This is a genomic window from Paenibacillus lycopersici, from assembly GCF_010119935.1.
In the GTDB taxonomy this organism is placed as follows: Bacteria; Bacillota; Bacilli; order Paenibacillales; family Paenibacillaceae; genus Paenibacillus_Z; species Paenibacillus_Z lycopersici.
The window spans coordinates 5,441,462-5,458,030 of sequence record NZ_CP048209.1 but is presented as its reverse complement, the minus strand read 5'-3'; the positions used below and the strand labels follow the sequence as shown (position 1 = coordinate 5,458,030).

Annotated in this window: 15 protein-coding genes; 14 read left to right on the top strand and 1 reads right to left on the bottom strand. The window is 57.5% G+C overall.

The window, feature by feature from the left end:
• Positions 1-37 precede the first annotated feature (37 nt).
• Positions 38-418 carry a hypothetical protein gene (locus GXP70_RS23940; RefSeq protein WP_162359153.1) on the top strand — a complete coding sequence of 127 codons (381 nt, stop codon included), beginning with the start codon at positions 38-40 and terminating at the stop codon, positions 416-418.
• Positions 419-421: 3 nt separating this feature from the next.
• On the opposite strand, the gene GXP70_RS23935 is transcribed toward GXP70_RS23940, so the two are convergent.
• Positions 422-868, bottom strand: a complete 447-nt coding sequence (locus GXP70_RS23935; protein ID WP_162359152.1) for a GNAT family N-acetyltransferase — start codon at positions 866-868, stop codon at positions 422-424.
• 559 nt (positions 869-1,427) lie between these two features.
• Here GXP70_RS23935 and ilvB point away from each other — a divergent pair.
• The 13 genes from ilvB (at position 1,428) to GXP70_RS23870 (ending at position 16,568) form a co-directional block, all read left to right on the top strand.
• Positions 1,428-3,173, top strand: a complete 1,746-nt coding sequence (gene ilvB / locus GXP70_RS23930) for a biosynthetic-type acetolactate synthase large subunit (RefSeq protein ID WP_162359151.1) — start codon at positions 1,428-1,430, stop codon at positions 3,171-3,173.
• Positions 3,170-3,655 carry an acetolactate synthase small subunit gene (gene ilvN / locus GXP70_RS23925; protein ID WP_162359150.1) on the top strand — a complete coding sequence of 162 codons (486 nt, stop codon included), beginning with the start codon at positions 3,170-3,172 and terminating at the stop codon, positions 3,653-3,655. Before ilvB ends, ilvN begins: the two co-directional genes overlap by 4 nt.
• Positions 3,656-3,888: 233 nt before the next feature.
• Positions 3,889-4,881: a ketol-acid reductoisomerase gene (gene ilvC / locus GXP70_RS23920; protein WP_162359149.1), complete on the top strand. Its 993-nt coding sequence runs from the start codon at positions 3,889-3,891 to the stop codon at positions 4,879-4,881.
• 1,302 nt (positions 4,882-6,183) lie between these two features.
• The gene (locus GXP70_RS23915; protein ID WP_162359148.1) at positions 6,184-7,548 is read left to right on the top strand and encodes a sensor histidine kinase; all 1,365 of its coding nucleotides are present in this window, start codon (positions 6,184-6,186) and stop codon (positions 7,546-7,548) included.
• An 11-nt stretch (positions 7,549-7,559) separates the two neighbouring features.
• Entirely contained in the window at positions 7,560-8,228 is a 669-nt protein-coding gene (locus tag GXP70_RS23910; protein WP_162359147.1) for a response regulator, read from the top strand.
• Between the two features lie 49 nt (positions 8,229-8,277).
• Entirely contained in the window at positions 8,278-8,769 is a 492-nt protein-coding gene (locus GXP70_RS23905) for a hypothetical protein (RefSeq protein WP_162359146.1), read from the top strand.
• A 48-nt stretch (positions 8,770-8,817) separates the two neighbouring features.
• A complete protein-coding gene (locus tag GXP70_RS23900) occupies positions 8,818-10,545 on the top strand; it encodes a DUF2339 domain-containing protein (protein WP_162359145.1) in 1,728 nt (575 codons plus the stop codon).
• 182 nt (positions 10,546-10,727) lie between these two features.
• The gene (gene leuB / locus GXP70_RS23895; protein WP_162359144.1) at positions 10,728-11,807 is read left to right on the top strand and encodes a 3-isopropylmalate dehydrogenase; all 1,080 of its coding nucleotides are present in this window, start codon (positions 10,728-10,730) and stop codon (positions 11,805-11,807) included.
• 133 nt (positions 11,808-11,940) lie between these two features.
• A complete protein-coding gene (locus GXP70_RS23890) occupies positions 11,941-12,489 on the top strand; it encodes a peroxiredoxin (protein ID WP_162359143.1) in 549 nt (182 codons plus the stop codon).
• Positions 12,490-12,687: 198 nt separating this feature from the next.
• Positions 12,688-13,113 carry a hypothetical protein gene (locus GXP70_RS23885; protein WP_162359142.1) on the top strand — a complete coding sequence of 142 codons (426 nt, stop codon included), beginning with the start codon at positions 12,688-12,690 and terminating at the stop codon, positions 13,111-13,113.
• Positions 13,114-13,246: 133 nt separating this feature from the next.
• Positions 13,247-14,071 (top strand): RNA polymerase sigma factor SigI, encoded by an 825-nt coding sequence (gene sigI, locus GXP70_RS23880; protein ID WP_162359141.1) that lies wholly within the window; start codon positions 13,247-13,249, stop codon positions 14,069-14,071.
• Entirely contained in the window at positions 14,068-15,957 is a 1,890-nt protein-coding gene (locus tag GXP70_RS23875; RefSeq protein ID WP_162359140.1) for an anti-sigma factor domain-containing protein, read from the top strand. The genes sigI and GXP70_RS23875 overlap by 4 nt, the downstream gene beginning before the upstream one ends.
• Positions 15,958-16,169: 212 nt before the next feature.
• Positions 16,170-16,568: an ATP-binding protein gene (locus GXP70_RS23870; RefSeq protein WP_162359139.1), complete on the top strand. Its 399-nt coding sequence runs from the start codon at positions 16,170-16,172 to the stop codon at positions 16,566-16,568.
• The last annotated feature ends 1 nt before the right edge of the window (position 16,569 follow it).

Sequence of the window (16,569 nt, the reverse complement as noted above, 5' to 3'; positions counted from 1 at the left end):
ACGAAGCAATGAGTTCAACCCACAAGGAGGAAATCCTATGCCACGCGTTACAAAAGAACAAGCGCAGAAGCTGGTCGGCAAAACCATCTATGCGGTGCGCAAGGACGGTTCGGTCGTGACGGGCAAGCTCGTTCGGATGCACCACAATCAATTGCAGCTGGTCCCTGTCGTGAAAGGCAAAGAAGTCCAGACGAGAGCGATCATTCCGCTCGTCCTGTTCGACTTGCTGGCGATCGGCTTGTTCGCCAGCCCCGGCTTCGGGTTCGGCGGCTTCGGCCCCGGCTTCGGCCCTGGTTTCGGTCCCGGCTTCGGTCCTGGCTTCGGCCCCGGTGTCGGTCCCGGCTTCGGCCCGGGCTTCGACGGCGGCTGCTGCCAGCCCGGCCCGGGCGCCGGCTTCGCCAACACGCCGTTCTTCTAAGTCCTACACGAGCGGTTTCAGCATTTCGTAGCAGCGCAGATCCGAATAATAGCGGACGGTCTGAAAGCCCAGCCTGGCATAGAGCCGCTGGGCTCTCGGATTTCCGTGGTCGACGAACAGCCTGGCGACCTTAACGCCCTTCTCCCTGCCTTGCTTCTCGGCATGGCTCATGAGCGTCGTGCCGATCTGCTTGCCGCGGTGATCGGGGTGGACGACCAGCAGATCGTAGAGGAGCGTATCGTCGCGGATATAGTAATGAATATAGCCGAGAGGCTGGCTTCGCCTGGTCCGGGAATAGACGAGCGAGACGCCGTCGTTCATTCGTTTGGGCAGCTCGCGTATCGTTTGGGCGTCCCTGGGCGACGCTGTATAGGAGAGAGGGATCAGCTCTTGCTTGATCAGGCGGATGATTTCCGTGTCGTCCGTTCGCGCCCGGCGTGCTCGAATCATGGGGCATCCCGCTTTCTTGGTCGAATGGTGTTATATTCTATGTCGCAATTGCGGGCCGTGCGCGTGCTGCCGGAAGGCATACATAAGTTTTTCTCGGAATGCTCATCCTTCTTCTTGACGTATGGATTTCCAACGCATATAATAAGCGATAAGCCAAGGAGAACCGGCTGTCGCCATCCTTTTGGCGATGCACCGTACAATCCTTAATAATGTGATCGGCTATGAAGAGGACGAAGTGTTAAGGGCCCTTTTGCTCCAGAGAGCGTGCGGAACTGCTGAAACCGACGCCAAAATCCCTTTTCAACGAGCTCACCTCGGAGCTGTTTTCCTGAAAAGTCTCGCCAGCCGGCGAAGCGCATTAGGGAAAATCGTTAGGCACACGTTAATGTGCCAAGGTAAGAATCGACCGAATAACGTCGTTCTTAACCTTATGAGGTTATGCGCCGCGAGGCGCATGGCAAACTGGGTGGTACCACGGAAGATCAACCTTTCGTCCCTTGAACGCGATGTGTGTTCGGGACGGAAGGTTTTTTTGTTTTTAAGAAGGGAGGACGACTTAATGGTCGCTCAACATGCAACGTTAAGGTCAAAAGAGGAAATCAAAGAAAGACTGAGAAAACCGGAGGTCATCACGGGCTCAGAAATTTTGCTTCGCAGCTTGGTGCTGGAGGACGTCGATTGCGTGTTCGGCTATCCGGGCGGAGCAGTATTGTACATCTACGACGCCATGCATGGCTTTTCGGATTTTCAGCATCTGCTGACCCGTCACGAGCAAGGCGCCATTCATGCGGCGGACGGCTATTCGCGGGCAAGCGGTAAAGTCGGCGTATGTATCGCAACATCGGGACCGGGTGCGACGAACCTGGTCACGGGCATCGCGACTGCGTATATGGATTCGGTGCCGCTGGTCGTCATCACCGGTAACGTAGCGACGACGCTGATCGGCACGGATGCGTTCCAGGAAGCGGACATTACGGGCATTACGATGCCGATTACGAAGCACAGCTATCTCGTGCGCAAAGCGGCGGACCTGCCGCGCATTATCCACGAGGCGTTCCATATCGCGAATACGGGCCGCAAGGGTCCTGTCCTGATCGACATTCCGAAGGACGTATCCGCGGAGCTCACGATGTTCGAACCGGTGACGGAAGTAAGCATCCGCGGCTACAATCCGACGGTGCAGCCGAACAAGCTGCAAGTCGACAAAATGCTCAAAGCGATCGAAGAAGCGGAACGACCGATCGTTCTCGCGGGCGGCGGCGTCGTATACTCCGGCGGTCACGAGGAGCTGCACGAATTTATTATCAAATCGGGCATCCCGATCACGACGACGCTGCTCGGCCTCGGCGCTTTCCCAAGCGGCGAGGAGCTGTGGCTCGGCATGCCGGGCATGCACGGCACGTACACGGCGAACATGTCGATTCAATCGGCCGATCTGCTCATCAACATCGGCGCGCGTTTCGACGACCGCGTGACGGGCAAGCTGAAAGGCTTCGCGCCGCATGCCAAGATCGTCCACATCGATATCGACCCGGCGGAGATCGGCAAAAACGTGCCGACGGACATTCCGATCGTAGGCGACGTGAAGACGGTGCTGCAAATCGCCAACAAAGACGTTCGTTATGCGGCGAAAGCCGACGCGTGGCGGGAGCAGCTGGCAGCCTCCAAGAAGGAGAAGCCGTTCCGCTACACGGACAGCGAAGACGAGCTGAAGCCGCAGTGGGTAATCGAGATGCTGTACGAGGAAACGAACGGCGAGGCGATCGTTACGACGGACGTCGGCCAGCACCAGATGTGGGCCGCGCAGTTCTATAAGTTCAACAAGCCGCGCTCATGGGTCACTTCCGGCGGCCTCGGCACGATGGGCTTCGGGTTCCCTTCGGCGATCGGCGCGCAAATGGCGAACCCCGACCGGCTCGTCATCTCCATCAACGGCGACGGCGGCATGCAGATGTGCGCGCAGGAGCTGGCGATCTGCGCCATCAACAACATCCCGGTCAAGGTTGTCATCATCAACAACCAGGTGCTCGGCATGGTTCGTCAATGGCAGGAACTGATCTACGACAATCGTTACAGCCACATCGATCTGTCCGGCAGTCCGGATTTCGTGAAGCTGGCGGAAGCGTACGGCGTAAGAGGATTCCGCGCGAAGACGAAGGAAGAAGCGCGCGCGGCATGGGCGGAAGCGATGAACCATCCGGGGCCGGCCGTCGTGGAATTCGTCGTTCGCAAGGGCGAGAACGTGTATCCGATGGTTACGCAAGGTTCCACGATCGATCAAATGTTAATGGGGGATGCGGAATGAAAAGACATACGATAGCCGTTCTCGTCAATGACCAGCCCGGCGTCCTCCAGCGTGTATCCGGCTTGTTCGGACGCCGCGGCTTCAATATCGAAAGCATCACCGTCGGGACAAGCGAGGAAGCCGGCTTGTCCCGGATGGTCATCGTGACCACGGGCGACGACAACACGCTGGAACAAGTCATCAAGCAATTGTACAAGCTCATCGACGTCATCAAAGTCATCGATCTCAGCGCCAATCCGATGGTTGCGCGCGAGCTGGCGCTCATTAAAGTCAACGCGGAGCCAGCCGCTCGCCCTGAAATCATGGGCGTCGTCGAAACGTTCCGGGCCGCCGTCGTCGATATCGGCACGCATTCGCTGATGGTTCAGGTTGTCGGCGATACCGAGAAAATCGACGCGATGGTCGAGCTCATGAAGCCGTACGGCATCCGCGAGCTGTCCCGCACGGGCGTCACGGCCATGACGCGCGGCAACGCGAAGTAAGGCAGTGATTCCGTCCGACATCGTCATGCAGCAGTAAAAGGCAAGTGGCGGTATCGGCAAGCAAGCGTGAACGCATGAATGAAGCACCGCTTTTGAGCGGGGGTTAGAGCGCGGCAGACGACGTTTTGACGGCAAGCCGGTGTACCGGATTTCCGGGCTTATGGCCGAGCCTTGGCGGGTCCCGCCTGTAACACCCGCTCAAAAGGGTTAAATTAAAGGAGGCATTATCTACAATGGCAGTTAAATTGTATTACGAAAAAGATGCAGACCAAAGCGTTCTGCAAGGCAAAACAATCGCAGTCATCGGTTATGGTTCCCAAGGTCACGCCCAAGCGCAAAACCTGCGCGACAGCGGTCTGAAAGTCATCATCGGCCTTCGCGCCGGCAAATCCGCCGAGAAAGCGAAAAACGACGGCTTCGAAGTACTGTCCGTCGGCGAAGCGGTTAAACTGGCTGACGTGGTACAAATCCTGATGCCGGACGAGACGCAAGCCCGCGTGTACAAAGAAGAAATCGAACCGAACCTGAAGCAAGGCGCGGCGCTGATGTTCTCCCACGGCTTCAACGTTCACTTCGGCCAAATCAAGGCGCGCAAAGACAACGACGTATTGCTCGTTGCTCCTAAATCGCCAGGTCACATGGTTCGCCGTACGTACGTCGAAGGCTTCGGCGTTCCCGGTCTGATCGCGATCGAGCAAGACGCGACGGGCAACGCGCAAGCAATCGGCCTGGCTTATGCCAAAGGCATCGGCTGCACGCGCGCAGGGGTTATCGAAACGTCGTTCAAAGAAGAGACGGAAACCGACCTGTTCGGCGAGCAAGCCGTACTTTGCGGCGGCGCTTCCGCGCTCGTTAAAGCAGGCTTCGAAACGCTGGTCGAAGCAGGCTACGCGCCGGAGATGGCTTACTTCGAGTGCTTGCACGAGCTGAAGCTGATCGTCGACCTGATGTACGAAGGCGGCCTGGCTACGATGCGCGACTCCATCTCCAACACGGCTGAATACGGCGACTACGTAACGGGTCCTCGTATCGTGACGGACGAAACGAAGAAAGCGATGAAAGCTGTCCTTACCGATATTCAACAAGGCAAGTTCGCACGCGACTTCATCTTGGAGAACCAATCCAACAATGCATTCATGACGGCTACTCGCCGCAACGAAGCTGCTCACCCGATCGAAGTGGTCGGCGGCCAGCTGCGTGAACTGATGCACTGGATCAAGAAGTAAGCTGCCCTTTATCGGCGGAACGGCCCCTGCGTCCTATGGACGTTAGGGGCCGTTTTTTTGTTAGTGCAAGGAACAAGAATGTTCGCGGGCTGATTAGAGACAAATCAATGTACGAAGGTTAAGGCGATGGTGATGCCCTGCAGACGGTATGGATCCACGATCGTTGCTGCAGTTCGGATTTCTTTGAAATGCATGAGTCACGATCGACATGGATTTGCGTTCAGCAGCCGCCATCGCGACACCCTCGATTATGGGCAAGCCCTTGGAATTGCTTCCCATTTGAAGCTTTTCGCCTTAGCAACGGGCGATCCCTCGGAATTTCTTCCCGAGGGACAGCAGACTTGCAACGATCCTCACACACTGCATTTCCAAGAGGGGAGCTATCCTTTCGTCGGCGTTCGCACAACCACATCTTAAGAAAACTCTCGTTTATTGTAAAGTTTTCCGTTCCTCATGACAGGCTCTTTGCAAAGCTACTGTAGTACGAGGAGGGTAAAGTTGCCCGAACAGCAACTTTACCGGCATTATTGCCGATCCGTGGCGGGAAAAGTTGCTCGAACAGCAACTTTACCTGCATTATTGCCGGCCAGAGGCGGGAAAAGTTGCTCGAACAGCAACTTTACCGGCATTATTGCCGGTCCGTGGAGGGAAAAGTTGCTCGAACAGCAACTTTACCGGCATTATTGCCGGTCCGTGGAGGGAAAAGTTGCCCGAACAGCAACTTTACCGACATTATTGCCGGTCCGTGGCGGGAAAAGTTGCCCGAACAGCAACTTTACCTGCATTATTGCCGGTCCGTGGAGGGAAAAGTTGCCCGAACAGCAACTTTACCGACATTTTAGTCGGTCTGACGCGAATAAAGTTGTTCGTATAGCAACTTTTCGACTTTTCGTCATTCTGAGGCAAGTGTGTAAGGTTCTTTGCAAGGCTACTGCCCCGAAATTCCTTCCCGAAGGAATCTTTTCGCCTCGGTAACGGGCGATTCCCCCGAAAATCCTTCCCGAAGGAAGCTTTTCGCCTCGGTTACGAGCGCTCCCTCTTAACTCTTCGCGAAATCGGCCAAGCTGCCGAACGGAAGAAATTCGCAACCATCGCCGCTTCCCGACGATGAAAAAGCTATCGAGTCAGGAATTTCAAAGCAGCCTGTCATTCGGCTTGGCGGTACAGGGTAAAGTTTGCCTTCGGCACCGGCTCGCATGCGTAATGCGCGCCGCCCGCAATTCCCGCCCCGGTCCTGGTTGGCCGTGGTATACTAAAGAAAATCCGACAATTGGACCAATTGTCGACAGGGGAGCCGCTGGAATGCTGTTTGCGTGGATCGTGCTATGGGTGGCTTCTGGACTATTGCTCATCGCCAACCGGCGGGCTTCGGCGGTGCGCTGGCTGAGCCTGGTCGCTTTTTGCGGCGGGACGGGGGCGCTTGCTTCCGTGCTGGAGGGATGGATCGCCGGCATGCTCTGGAACGGAAATATCGACGCCGCAGGGGAAGGGACGCTTCGCATCGTGCAGCGCGCCTGCTCGTTGTGCAGCTATTACGGGCTGCCCTACGGCTTCCTGTGCTTCGGTGCTTCGTATAACCGGGATCTGCTGCCGGGCGGCGTCTACCGGTGGATCCCCGTTGCGGCGCTTGTGCCGCCGCTCGGCATGCTGCTGCTTCCGCTGGCGGAGGACTACCCGGTTCATTACGGGCTGCTTGCCGTCTGGGCGCTGCCCTATTGCGCGGCCGGGATCGTGCTGCTGGCAGCCAAGCGCTTCATGCATCCGGCGGAGCGCCGCGCGCATGCCTTGCTGCTGCTTGCCGTGCTGCCGGCCGTGCTCGTCGCGCTGACGATGAATTATGCGCTGCCGCTGTTCGGCTTGTACCGCCTGTGGGTGTATAACGTGTGGCCGATCGCTTTTGCATTCGTCATCTTCCTTTTCTCGCTGTTTAATTTCGGCTTCCTGGGGGTGCAGCTGCTGATCGAGAAGCGCCAGCTCGACTATTCCTTGCGGGCGATCACGAGCGGAACCGCCATGCTGAACCATGCCATCAAGAACGACATCGGCAAAATCAAACTGTTCGCCGACAAAATGGCGCGCGAAGCGGGAGAGCGGACGGAGCTTCGTACGGATTTGAACGTCGTTCACACTGCGGCGCTTCATATCGAAACGATGATTCGCAGCGTTCATGAACGGACGCAAGAGCTTCGGCTTCAGCCGCAGGAGGCATCGCTTGCCCCATTGGTGAGGAGCCAGCTGGCGGCGATTGCCGCCCAGGCGGCCGACAAGCGGATCGCGATTCGGGAGCAGCTGGATGAGGAGGCGTCGGCCTTGACCGATCCCGAACAGACGAAAGAAGCGATTCATAACGTGCTGCAGAACGCGATCGACGCGATGCCGGACGGCGGCCAATTGACCGTGTCCGTCCTTGCCGGCAGGCATGGCGGCACGATCGAAATCCGCGATACGGGAACGGGGATCGCCAAGGCGCATCTGCGCAAAGTGACGGAGCCGTTCTTCACGACCAAGAGCGGCAAAGCGATGAATTTCGGGCTCGGACTGGCGTATTGCTATCAGCTCATGAGCCGTCAGGGCGGGGAGCTTCGCATCAGCAGCGAGCCGGGAGCAGGCACGACGGTGCGGTTCCATTTTCGAAAGTTAACCAAGCGCAGCTTGCGCAAGCTATAAGGAGGCAGAGGATGGAAGCTCAACCGAGGCAGCTTATTCGCATACTGCTTGTCGAGGACGATCCGGATTGGCGCCGGGGGCTGGCGTCTTACCTGGGCGGAGAGCCGGACTTGCTCGTGGCCGGAGACACGGACGATCCGGCGGCCGTGCTCCCGCTTGCTGCCGCATGCAGGCCTGATGTCGTCCTGCTCGACATTATGATGGCCGACAGCCCGGAAGGGCTGAAGCTTGCCGGCGAGCTGTGCGCCGCGACGCAAGCCCGCGTTATCATGCTCACGTCCATGGAGGACAAGGTGTTCGTCGCGGAAGCGTTCAAGGCCGGCGCGGTCAACTACCTCGTGAAATCGGATTACGCTTCCATTCCGGCAGCGATCCGGCAGGCGGCCGCGGACCGATCCGCGATCGACGCTTACGCGGCCAGGCAGATGCTGGAGGAGTTCCGCCGGTTGAAGAAGCTGGAGCGCGACTACGAGAACGACCGGTTCAAGCGCATGCTGACGCCTTCGGAAGTGCAGCTGCTGGCCATGATTCACGAAGGCTACAGCCAGACGCAGATCGCCGAGAAGTCCTTCCTGTCGCTCCGCACCGTGAAAAATCACGTGGGCAATATATTGCGCAAAATCGGTGGGAAGAGCAGCAAGGAAGCGGCGCAGAAAGCGAAGAACCACGATTTGTTTTGACGGCCCTGTCCGTTCGTCCTGTTTGCACCGTTCCGCCGTCATGCCCGGCATGACCGAGCCGCCCGGCAAGACCGGCACGCCGCATGCCGCCGGCATGTCCGGCAAGTCCAGATCGCTGCATGCGGCCGGCAGGACCGGCACGCCGCATGCCGCCGGTATGTCCGACAAATTCGGACCGCTGCATGCGACCGACAAGACCGGCACGCTGCAAGCGGCCGGCATGAAGGCAACGGCAAGACCGGACACGCCGCTTCCGGCAAGACCGTCTCTCCACGTACGGCGGCGCATCCGCTATGCAATCGCAGTGTCAAGCGCATTCAGCGCAGCCGGCGCCGTTCAGCGCGGCCAGGGAACCGACGCAGCCGGCGCCGTTCAGCGCGGCCAGGGAACCGACGCAGCCGGTGCCGTTCAGCGCGGCCAGGGAACCGACGCAGCCGGCGCCGTTCAGCGCGTCCAGGCAACCGGCGCAGCCGGAACGCCCCCCGGAGGTACCAGAGAAAGTTGGTACTTATGGAGGCAGCCGGAGCCCCCTACAATGTGAAGTAAGGAGCACATCCTAATACTTCATCCCAAACGGGGGGTACCGGTTATGAACGATTTATGGAAGAGACACTGGACGACGCTCATCGGCGTCTTATTCCTGCTGGCGGCGCTCGCCACCTTGTTCAAGTACACGATCGATCAAGGCCTGATCACGCTGCCGATGAAATTGGGAATCGGGCTGCTGGCAGGAGGGGCTGCCGTCGCGGCGGGGCTGAATGCCGTCCGCCGTCCCGAAGCGGCCCGCAGCCGTCTCGGAGAGATTGCGACGGGACTTGGCGCGGCGATCTGGTACACGACCGGCATGTACGCCGGCGTATATGAAGCGGTCTGGGAGCCGCTGACCGTATTCATCGTCATGACGGCGATGACCGCCGCATTGACGGCATTTGCATACAGGCGCAATTTCCGCCTTCTGCTCGGTCTCGGTCTCGGCGGCGCGCTGCTTGCGCCGTTCGTTCTGCAGCCGGAAGCGGATCATGTCTTCCCGCTCTTCCTGTATCTGCTGGTCGTCAATGCCGCGTACTTCGCCATCGGCATCGCGAAATCATGGCTGGAGCCGAGAATCGGCGCATTCGCCGCCACATGGATCTTGTACGCCGTGTATTATATGAACTTCTCGCATCCGGACAGCGGCTGGCTGACGAAGCCGGCCGGTTACGCGCTGGCGGCGTTCGCCTTCTACGCACTGGCGTTCTTCGCCGCCGCCTGGCGGGAGAAATGCGGGTTCGCGGGCTGGAATATGACGGCAGGCTTCGCGAATACGGTCATCTTCTGCCTATGGGCGCCCGCGCTGCTCGGCAGCGGGCATGCCGTGACGATGCTTTTGCTGGCGGTCGGCATGCTGTATATGGCGATGAGCGCGGCGGTCGCGCGTATTGGGAAGCACCGCAAGCAAGGCAATCAGGCTCGAACGGCCGTCTATTCGCATCTGCTGTTCGGAGCGTTCATGTTCCTGATCGGTCTCGCCGAGCTCGGCGGCGGATCGGAGTACCGCCCCGTTATCGGCGCGTGCGTCTGGTCGGTCGTTGCCGCGCTGGCCGCGGCCGTCGGCATGAAGGTGCGCTCCGATCTCATGAAGGCGGCCGCATCGCTGATCTGGCTGTTCACGGTCATCTACTGGTTCGCGACCGCCTGGGACGTACCGCCAATCAACTGGTTTGACGTGTACGTGCCGTTCTTGAACGGCGGAGCGGCAGCATGGATGCTGCTCGCGGCGATCGGGTTCGGTTTCGCGAGAACCATTCGGTTCGACCGCATACGTCCCGAGTCGGACAATATCGTCATCGGCCACATCTATGCCCTGCTCTCGCATCTGATCGTGGGCGGACTGCTGACGGTCCAGATCATGAACGCCAGCGACGCTTACGTCTGGGCGGACGGTCCGATGCTTATGCTGTCCGTTACATGGGGCGTCTACGCGCTGCTGCTGTTCGCATGGGGCGGGTACAGCAGAGGGCGGCTGTTCCGCTGGTTCGGCTCCGCCGTGCTTGCCGTCGTTGCCGCGAAGACGCTGCTGTTCGATCTGTCCGGCGAGGATACGCTCTACAAAATCATCGCCTTCGCCGCGCTCGGCTTGATCTGCTTCGGCATCACGCTGATCGATCGGCGCTGGCGGAACCGCGAACAGAATAGCGCCGGAGCGGATTCCGGAGGCGCCGCCGTGACGAGTCCGGGCGAGCGGACCGACGACGCGAATTCGCCGGAACGACAGGCTGCATCGGCGACTCCGGCGAGTGCCGCGGAGGAGGATCCGGCGAACGGAGCTACGCCATAGCGCTTTACCTGATATCCCAGCCATTATAAGCCGTTTATCGTCATCTTATATATGAAGCCTATAAAAGTCATAGCTTTCATATCTTTGTCTTTATGGCGTTCTTGTGGTACAACTATGGTTAGACTGAGAATCATAATCAAAGGACGCAAGATCGAGTCCTGCATAAAGGAGAGGCATTATCCATGGCAGACGTGAAGAAAATCGCCGTCATCGCCGGCGACGGCATCGGCCCCGAGGTTGTCGGCGAAGCGCTGAAAGTATTGAAGAAAACGGAAGAATTGTTCGGTTACCAATTCGAGACGGAGCATGGCCTGTTCGGCGGCATCGCGATCGACGAGAAAGGCACGCCGCTTCCGCAAGAAACGCTCGATATCTGCAAGAACGCAGACGCCGTGCTTCTCGGCGCGGTCGGCGGTCCGAAATGGGACAACAATCCGAAGGAGCTTCGTCCCGAAACCGGCTTGCTCGGCATTCGCAAAGCGCTGGGCCTGTTCTCCAACATCCGTCCGGCGAACGTGTTCGACTGCCTGAAAGAGGCGTCCACGCTGAAGCCCGAGGTGCTTGAAGGCACGGACTTGATCGTCGTGCGCGAATTGACGGGCGGCATCTACTTCGGCGAGAAGTTCCGCCGCGAGGGGGCGAACGGCGAAGAAGCCGTCGATACTTGCGTCTACAACGTAGTCGAAGTCGAGCGCATCGCGCGTCAAGGCTTCGAAATCGCGCGCACCCGCCGCAAGAAGCTCGCTTCCGTCGACAAGGCGAACGTGCTGGAAACGTCCCGCTTGTGGCGCGAAGTCGTCAACCGGATCGCCGTCGAGTATCCGGACGTTGAACTCGAGCACGTACTCGTCGACAACTGCGCGATGCAGCTGCTTCGCCGTCCGGCAAGCTTCGACGTTATCGTGACGGAGAACATGTTCGGCGACATCATCAGCGACGAAGCGGCTATGCTTACCGGCTCCATCGGCATGCTCTCGTCCGCTTCCCTTGGCGAAGGCAGCTTCGGCCTGTACGAGCCGGTGCACGGCTCCGCTCCGGACATCGCAGGACAAGGCATCTCCAACCCGATCGCGACGATCCTGTCCGTTGCGCTCATGTTCCGTCTGACGTTCGGCTACGCCGAAGCGGCGCAATGCATCGAGGACGCGGTCAAATCCGTGCTGGACGCAGGTCACCGCACGGGCGATATCGCCGTCGACAAGAGCAAGGCGATCGGTACGACGGCAATGGGCGATCTGATCGTTGCCGCAATGAAGAAATAATTTAGAATAACTACAAATAAGTAATAATTTCAATATTGACTTCGTTCCAAAGAGTTGGTATTATTCTAAACGTAGTCAACATTAGAGGCTTGATTTTCACCCCATATCATTCAAACTTTAGGAGGTTTTTTGCATGGCAGATCGTTTGGTAGGCCGTCCGGCTCCCGATTTCTCGATGGAGACCGTAACTGGCAATGGTCAAGATTTCAGCACGGCAGCTCTTTCCGATTACAAAGGCAAATGGCTCGTCCTTTTCTTCTATCCTTTGGACTTCACATTCGTATGCCCAACGGAAATTACGGCGCTCAGCGCTGCAGCTGAACAGTTCTCGAAACTGGACACCGAAATCCTCGGCGTCAGCGTAGACAGCAAACACAGCCACCGCGCTTGGATCAACACGCCTGTCAACGATAACGGCCTTGGCCAGCTGAGCTTCCCGCTCGCAGCCGACATCACGAAGAAAGTCGCTCGCGACTACGGCGTTCTGATTGAAGAAGAGGGCGTTGCGCTGCGCGGCCTGTTCATCATCAATCCGGAAGGCGAAGTGAAGTACCAAGTCGTTAACCACAACGACGTTGGCCGTTCCGTTGAAGAAACGCTCCGCGTATTGCAAGCTCTGCAATCCGGCGGCCTGTGCCCGATCAACTGGAAACCGGGCGACAAGCACCTGGTTGCAAAATAAGCATCGTTCCACGAACGGCGGAAGCCCGGGGTCTCAAGCAGACCTCGGGCTTTCTTCCTATTTTCCGCGGGTCCTGGAAACATTCGGCGTCGGTCCAAGCCGCGCGCAAGCAGGAATTTTGCCATCTCGGGACGAATAAGTTAAATCATGTTTCAAGATGCGTTCGATTGAGGTAATGCAGTTAAGGAGGGAGTCCGCATGAGCTTTTGCTGCGGTGCCAGCATGATTGGCACGAATGGCACGTTGAAGCATTTTCGTACTCATATTCACAATGTCCCTATTCTGTTCTGTCCGGTATGTCATCGCGTCGAAATCCATTATTTAATCGAGAACGAATACGAAATTCTGGCGGAATACGCGCATGGCGACGGCGCTTCCGAGGTCGACTTCATCGAATACGTCGAGCAGGAAGACAAAGAGCTGTTCGAGAATTGCGTCAATAACGAGAACGAAGATCCGATGGAAGTCGTCAGCAGTCAAATCGACATGGCGCTTGATTTGCTTTGCTTCGCGAAGCAGATCGGCGACGAAAGCTGGCTTGGAGAATTGAAGAAACGGCTCGGCGTGCTGAATCAGCGGCGCAATAAGCTTAAGCAGCGCAGAACCTCTGAAGGATATTGCTAGCGGCAGTGAGCCTCCTGACGAAGGGGGCTTTTTTATTTTGCGCACGGCCTGCATGTTTATGAGAAATTACTAATGTCTACCCCCTCAAAGCCGACCCGTCGACCCGAATACTGTACATGTGAGGTGGAGCTGGTTGTTACTCGTTCTGTTCAAACGAATTTTCGGCGGCAAGCATGATACGTCCGCAGTCACCCCCGAGACCCGAATCGCTCCCGAAGAGATGGTGGAGCGGATTCGCAGCGGCGAAGCGTCGCGAAATGCGTTCATTGACGCTTATCAGCCTTATATCGCCAAGGTGACGAGTCGATTTTGCAAGCGATATATCGATCCTGCCAGCTCGGATGAATTCAGCATCGCGCTGGCCGCTTTTGACGAAGCGATCGGACAATTCTCAAGTCAGGCAGGTAAATCGTTCCTCGGCTTCGCCGAAACGGTCATCCGGCGCAGGCTTATTGACTATGTCCGAAAAGAAAGCAGGCATCACGGTTCCGTGCCCTACAGCGCATTCGATCAGGATGACGAAGAGGAATCGACCGTTAACGCCATCGAAACGAACGAAGCGATGAACCGCTATTCGCTGACGCAGGAGTCGGAAGCGCGCAGGTTCGAAATCGCGGAGTTCGACGGCAGATTGAGAGAATACGGCATTACGTTCGGCGAGCTGCCGGACATTTCGCCGAAGCATTCCGATTCGAGGCAGCTGCTTATCGGAATCAGTCGCCGATTGGCGAACGATCCCGAGCTGTACGATCAATTGGAGACGAAGCAGAAGCTGCCGATCAAGGAGCTCTGCGAAATCATCGGCGTCTCCCGCAAGACCATCGAGCGCAACCGCAAGTATATTATCGCGCTGACGATTTTACATAATGGCGATTTTCCGTATTTGCAGCAATACATAAAGCCCCAGGAGCCGCCTGTACATAAGGAGCTGCCCGCAGTGGAAGGAGTGAGAGCATGAGCCGTGGGATCGTCATGGAAACCGGCAGCAAGCATGTCATCGTATTAACGCCGGATGGTCAATTCCGAAAAGTGCGCACGGCGCTCAAGCCCGAAATCGGCGAAGAATTCGCCTTCCAGGAGCAGCGGCGGCTGCAGCGGCCGCGCAAGCTGTACAGCTTCAGCATCGGCGCCGCGGCGGTTATGCTCTTCCTGTTCGCGCCGTTCATTGCGCAGCGCTTCTCGCATGCTTCTCCCGTCGTCGCTTATGTGACCATGGACGTCAATCCAAGCATCGAGCTCGGCATCGACAAGAACGAACGGGTGGAGGAGCTGCATCCGATCAATACGGACGGCAAGGATGTCACGGAAGGACTGAGCTTCAAAGGGAAGCCGCTTCAGAAGGTCACGGAGGCGATCATGGACCGGATTAGCGCGGGACCATACTTGAACAGCGGCGAAGGCGATGTCGTTATTACGAGCGTGGCCGTCGGCGACAATGTGAAGCCGGCCCAAGAAATCAGCCTTACGGCGCAAATGGACAGCGCAGTCCGCAAGTCGCTCGCGAAGACCGAGAAGGGCCGCAAGCTCGAGGTCGACGTGACGACGCTGTCCGCCCCGAAGGAAGTTCGGGAGGAAGCGAAGCAGGCGGGCATCTCATCCGGCAAAATGGCCTTTTACTTAATGGCCAAAGAGCAGGGCTACCAGATTTCGATCAAGGAGCTGAAGCGCGAGTCCATTCATCAAGCGGCGAAACCGATGGGCGGGGTCGCGGCGGTTATGAACGATCAGCGGGCCAAGGGCTCCAAGCCGCCGGCAGCCGATACGGCGAAACCGCAAACCGTCAAGCCGCAGCCGGTCAATCCGCCCGCCTCGAAGGAAGCGGAGAAGGAAGCGCAGCGGGTGAAGCTGAAGCAGCAGCTTGAAGGATTGGCGAAGAAGGAACAAGCCAAGCGCGGCAATGGGAACGGGAACGACAATCGAAACGGAAACGGCAATGGGAACTGGAACAATAATAAAAAGGCTGAGGATAAGAAGGGGCCAGACCCGAATCAAATCCTCCAGCAAGGCGGCATTATCAACATCGGCAATCATTCCCCGGGCAATATCATGAAAGGCTGGCCTTCAGGCAGCCTGGACCAAAGCCAAGCAAAAGGCAATGGTAATGGCAATGGTAATGGCAAGAGCAAGGGGAATGGCGGCAGCGCCATCGGCAAGAGCAACGGTAAGGGAAACGGGAACGGGAATGGAAAAGGGAGCCCGTACAGTCAAAGCAAGGGCAGCTCGAGCGGTCATAACGCCAGCGGCGCGGGCGGTCAATCGTCCGGAAGCGGCGGCGGTCATGCCCAAGGCGGCAAGAGCGGCGGTCAGCATGACAGCGGCTCTATCGTACGCGGAAGCGGCGCTTCCGGCGGCAATGACAAGCGTGACGATAACCGCGCGAAGCCGGAGTCAAAGCCGTCATCGCAGCAGCAATTGCATACGATTCTCTTCCCTTCCGGCAGCCAAGGCGGCCTTAAGGACGCGGATAATCACTTACAAGGCGGCAAGGACGAAGCGAAAAACGCTTCCGACAGCCGCCATAGCGGCGTTAATCGCGGAGAAGACAAGCAGGCTGCGACCCGCGAAGACCGCGAAGAACGCAATGGACGCGAAGATCGGGACGATCGCGGCACGGGCCGGGACAACGGCGGCAATAAAGCCGGCAGCGCCGGCCAAGGCAATAACGCGGTCAAGGCCGGCAACGGCAATAAAGACAGCCAAAGCAACAAAGATAGCCAAAGCAACAAAGATAACCAAAGCTATAAAGACAGCCAAAGCGATAAAACGAACAAAAGCAATAAAGACAACAAGAGCAGTAAAGACAACGGCAGCGATAATGGCAAGTCCAAGAAAAAGAAGGATTAGCCGGCATTCGAGCTGCACTAAGGACTTTGAGCCTATACCCGGTAAGGCGCTGATATCGCGGCGCCTTTCCTTGCGTTTTTTGTGACATTTGATCGAGTTTATTCGACAGTATCTCCTGTTGACATATTTTAGTGGTTTTTTCTATGATTATTGTAAGCGAACTCAACTCGGAATCTGCACGGAAATATTGAGGGGCGGAGGCGAGCTAACACGTGGAAATGTTCCATATTCAGGAGAAGTCGGATGCGATCTTGGCACGTCAAAGAGGAAGGGAACTCGCCAAAACGATCGGTTTCAGTCTAGTGGATCAAACCGTTATCGCGTATACCGTTTCGGAGCTGGCCTTGAAGCTGATCGCGATCGCGGCTAAGGGACATATGACGATTCGCCCGGTGAGCTTGTTCAAGGGAGACCAAGCTAGCGGAATAGAAGTCAGATTATTCGATCATTTCAAGGGGCCAAGCCGCATTCATCTGCAGTGGACGGAGAAGATGACGGATTCGTTCGAGCTCAGCTACGACCAGGCGCGAGGAACTATGATTGCTTTTCATAAATGGGTTCACGCTCCGCTTCGCGTTCATATACCGATTTGTGCGGCGGGAGAGGAGTAAA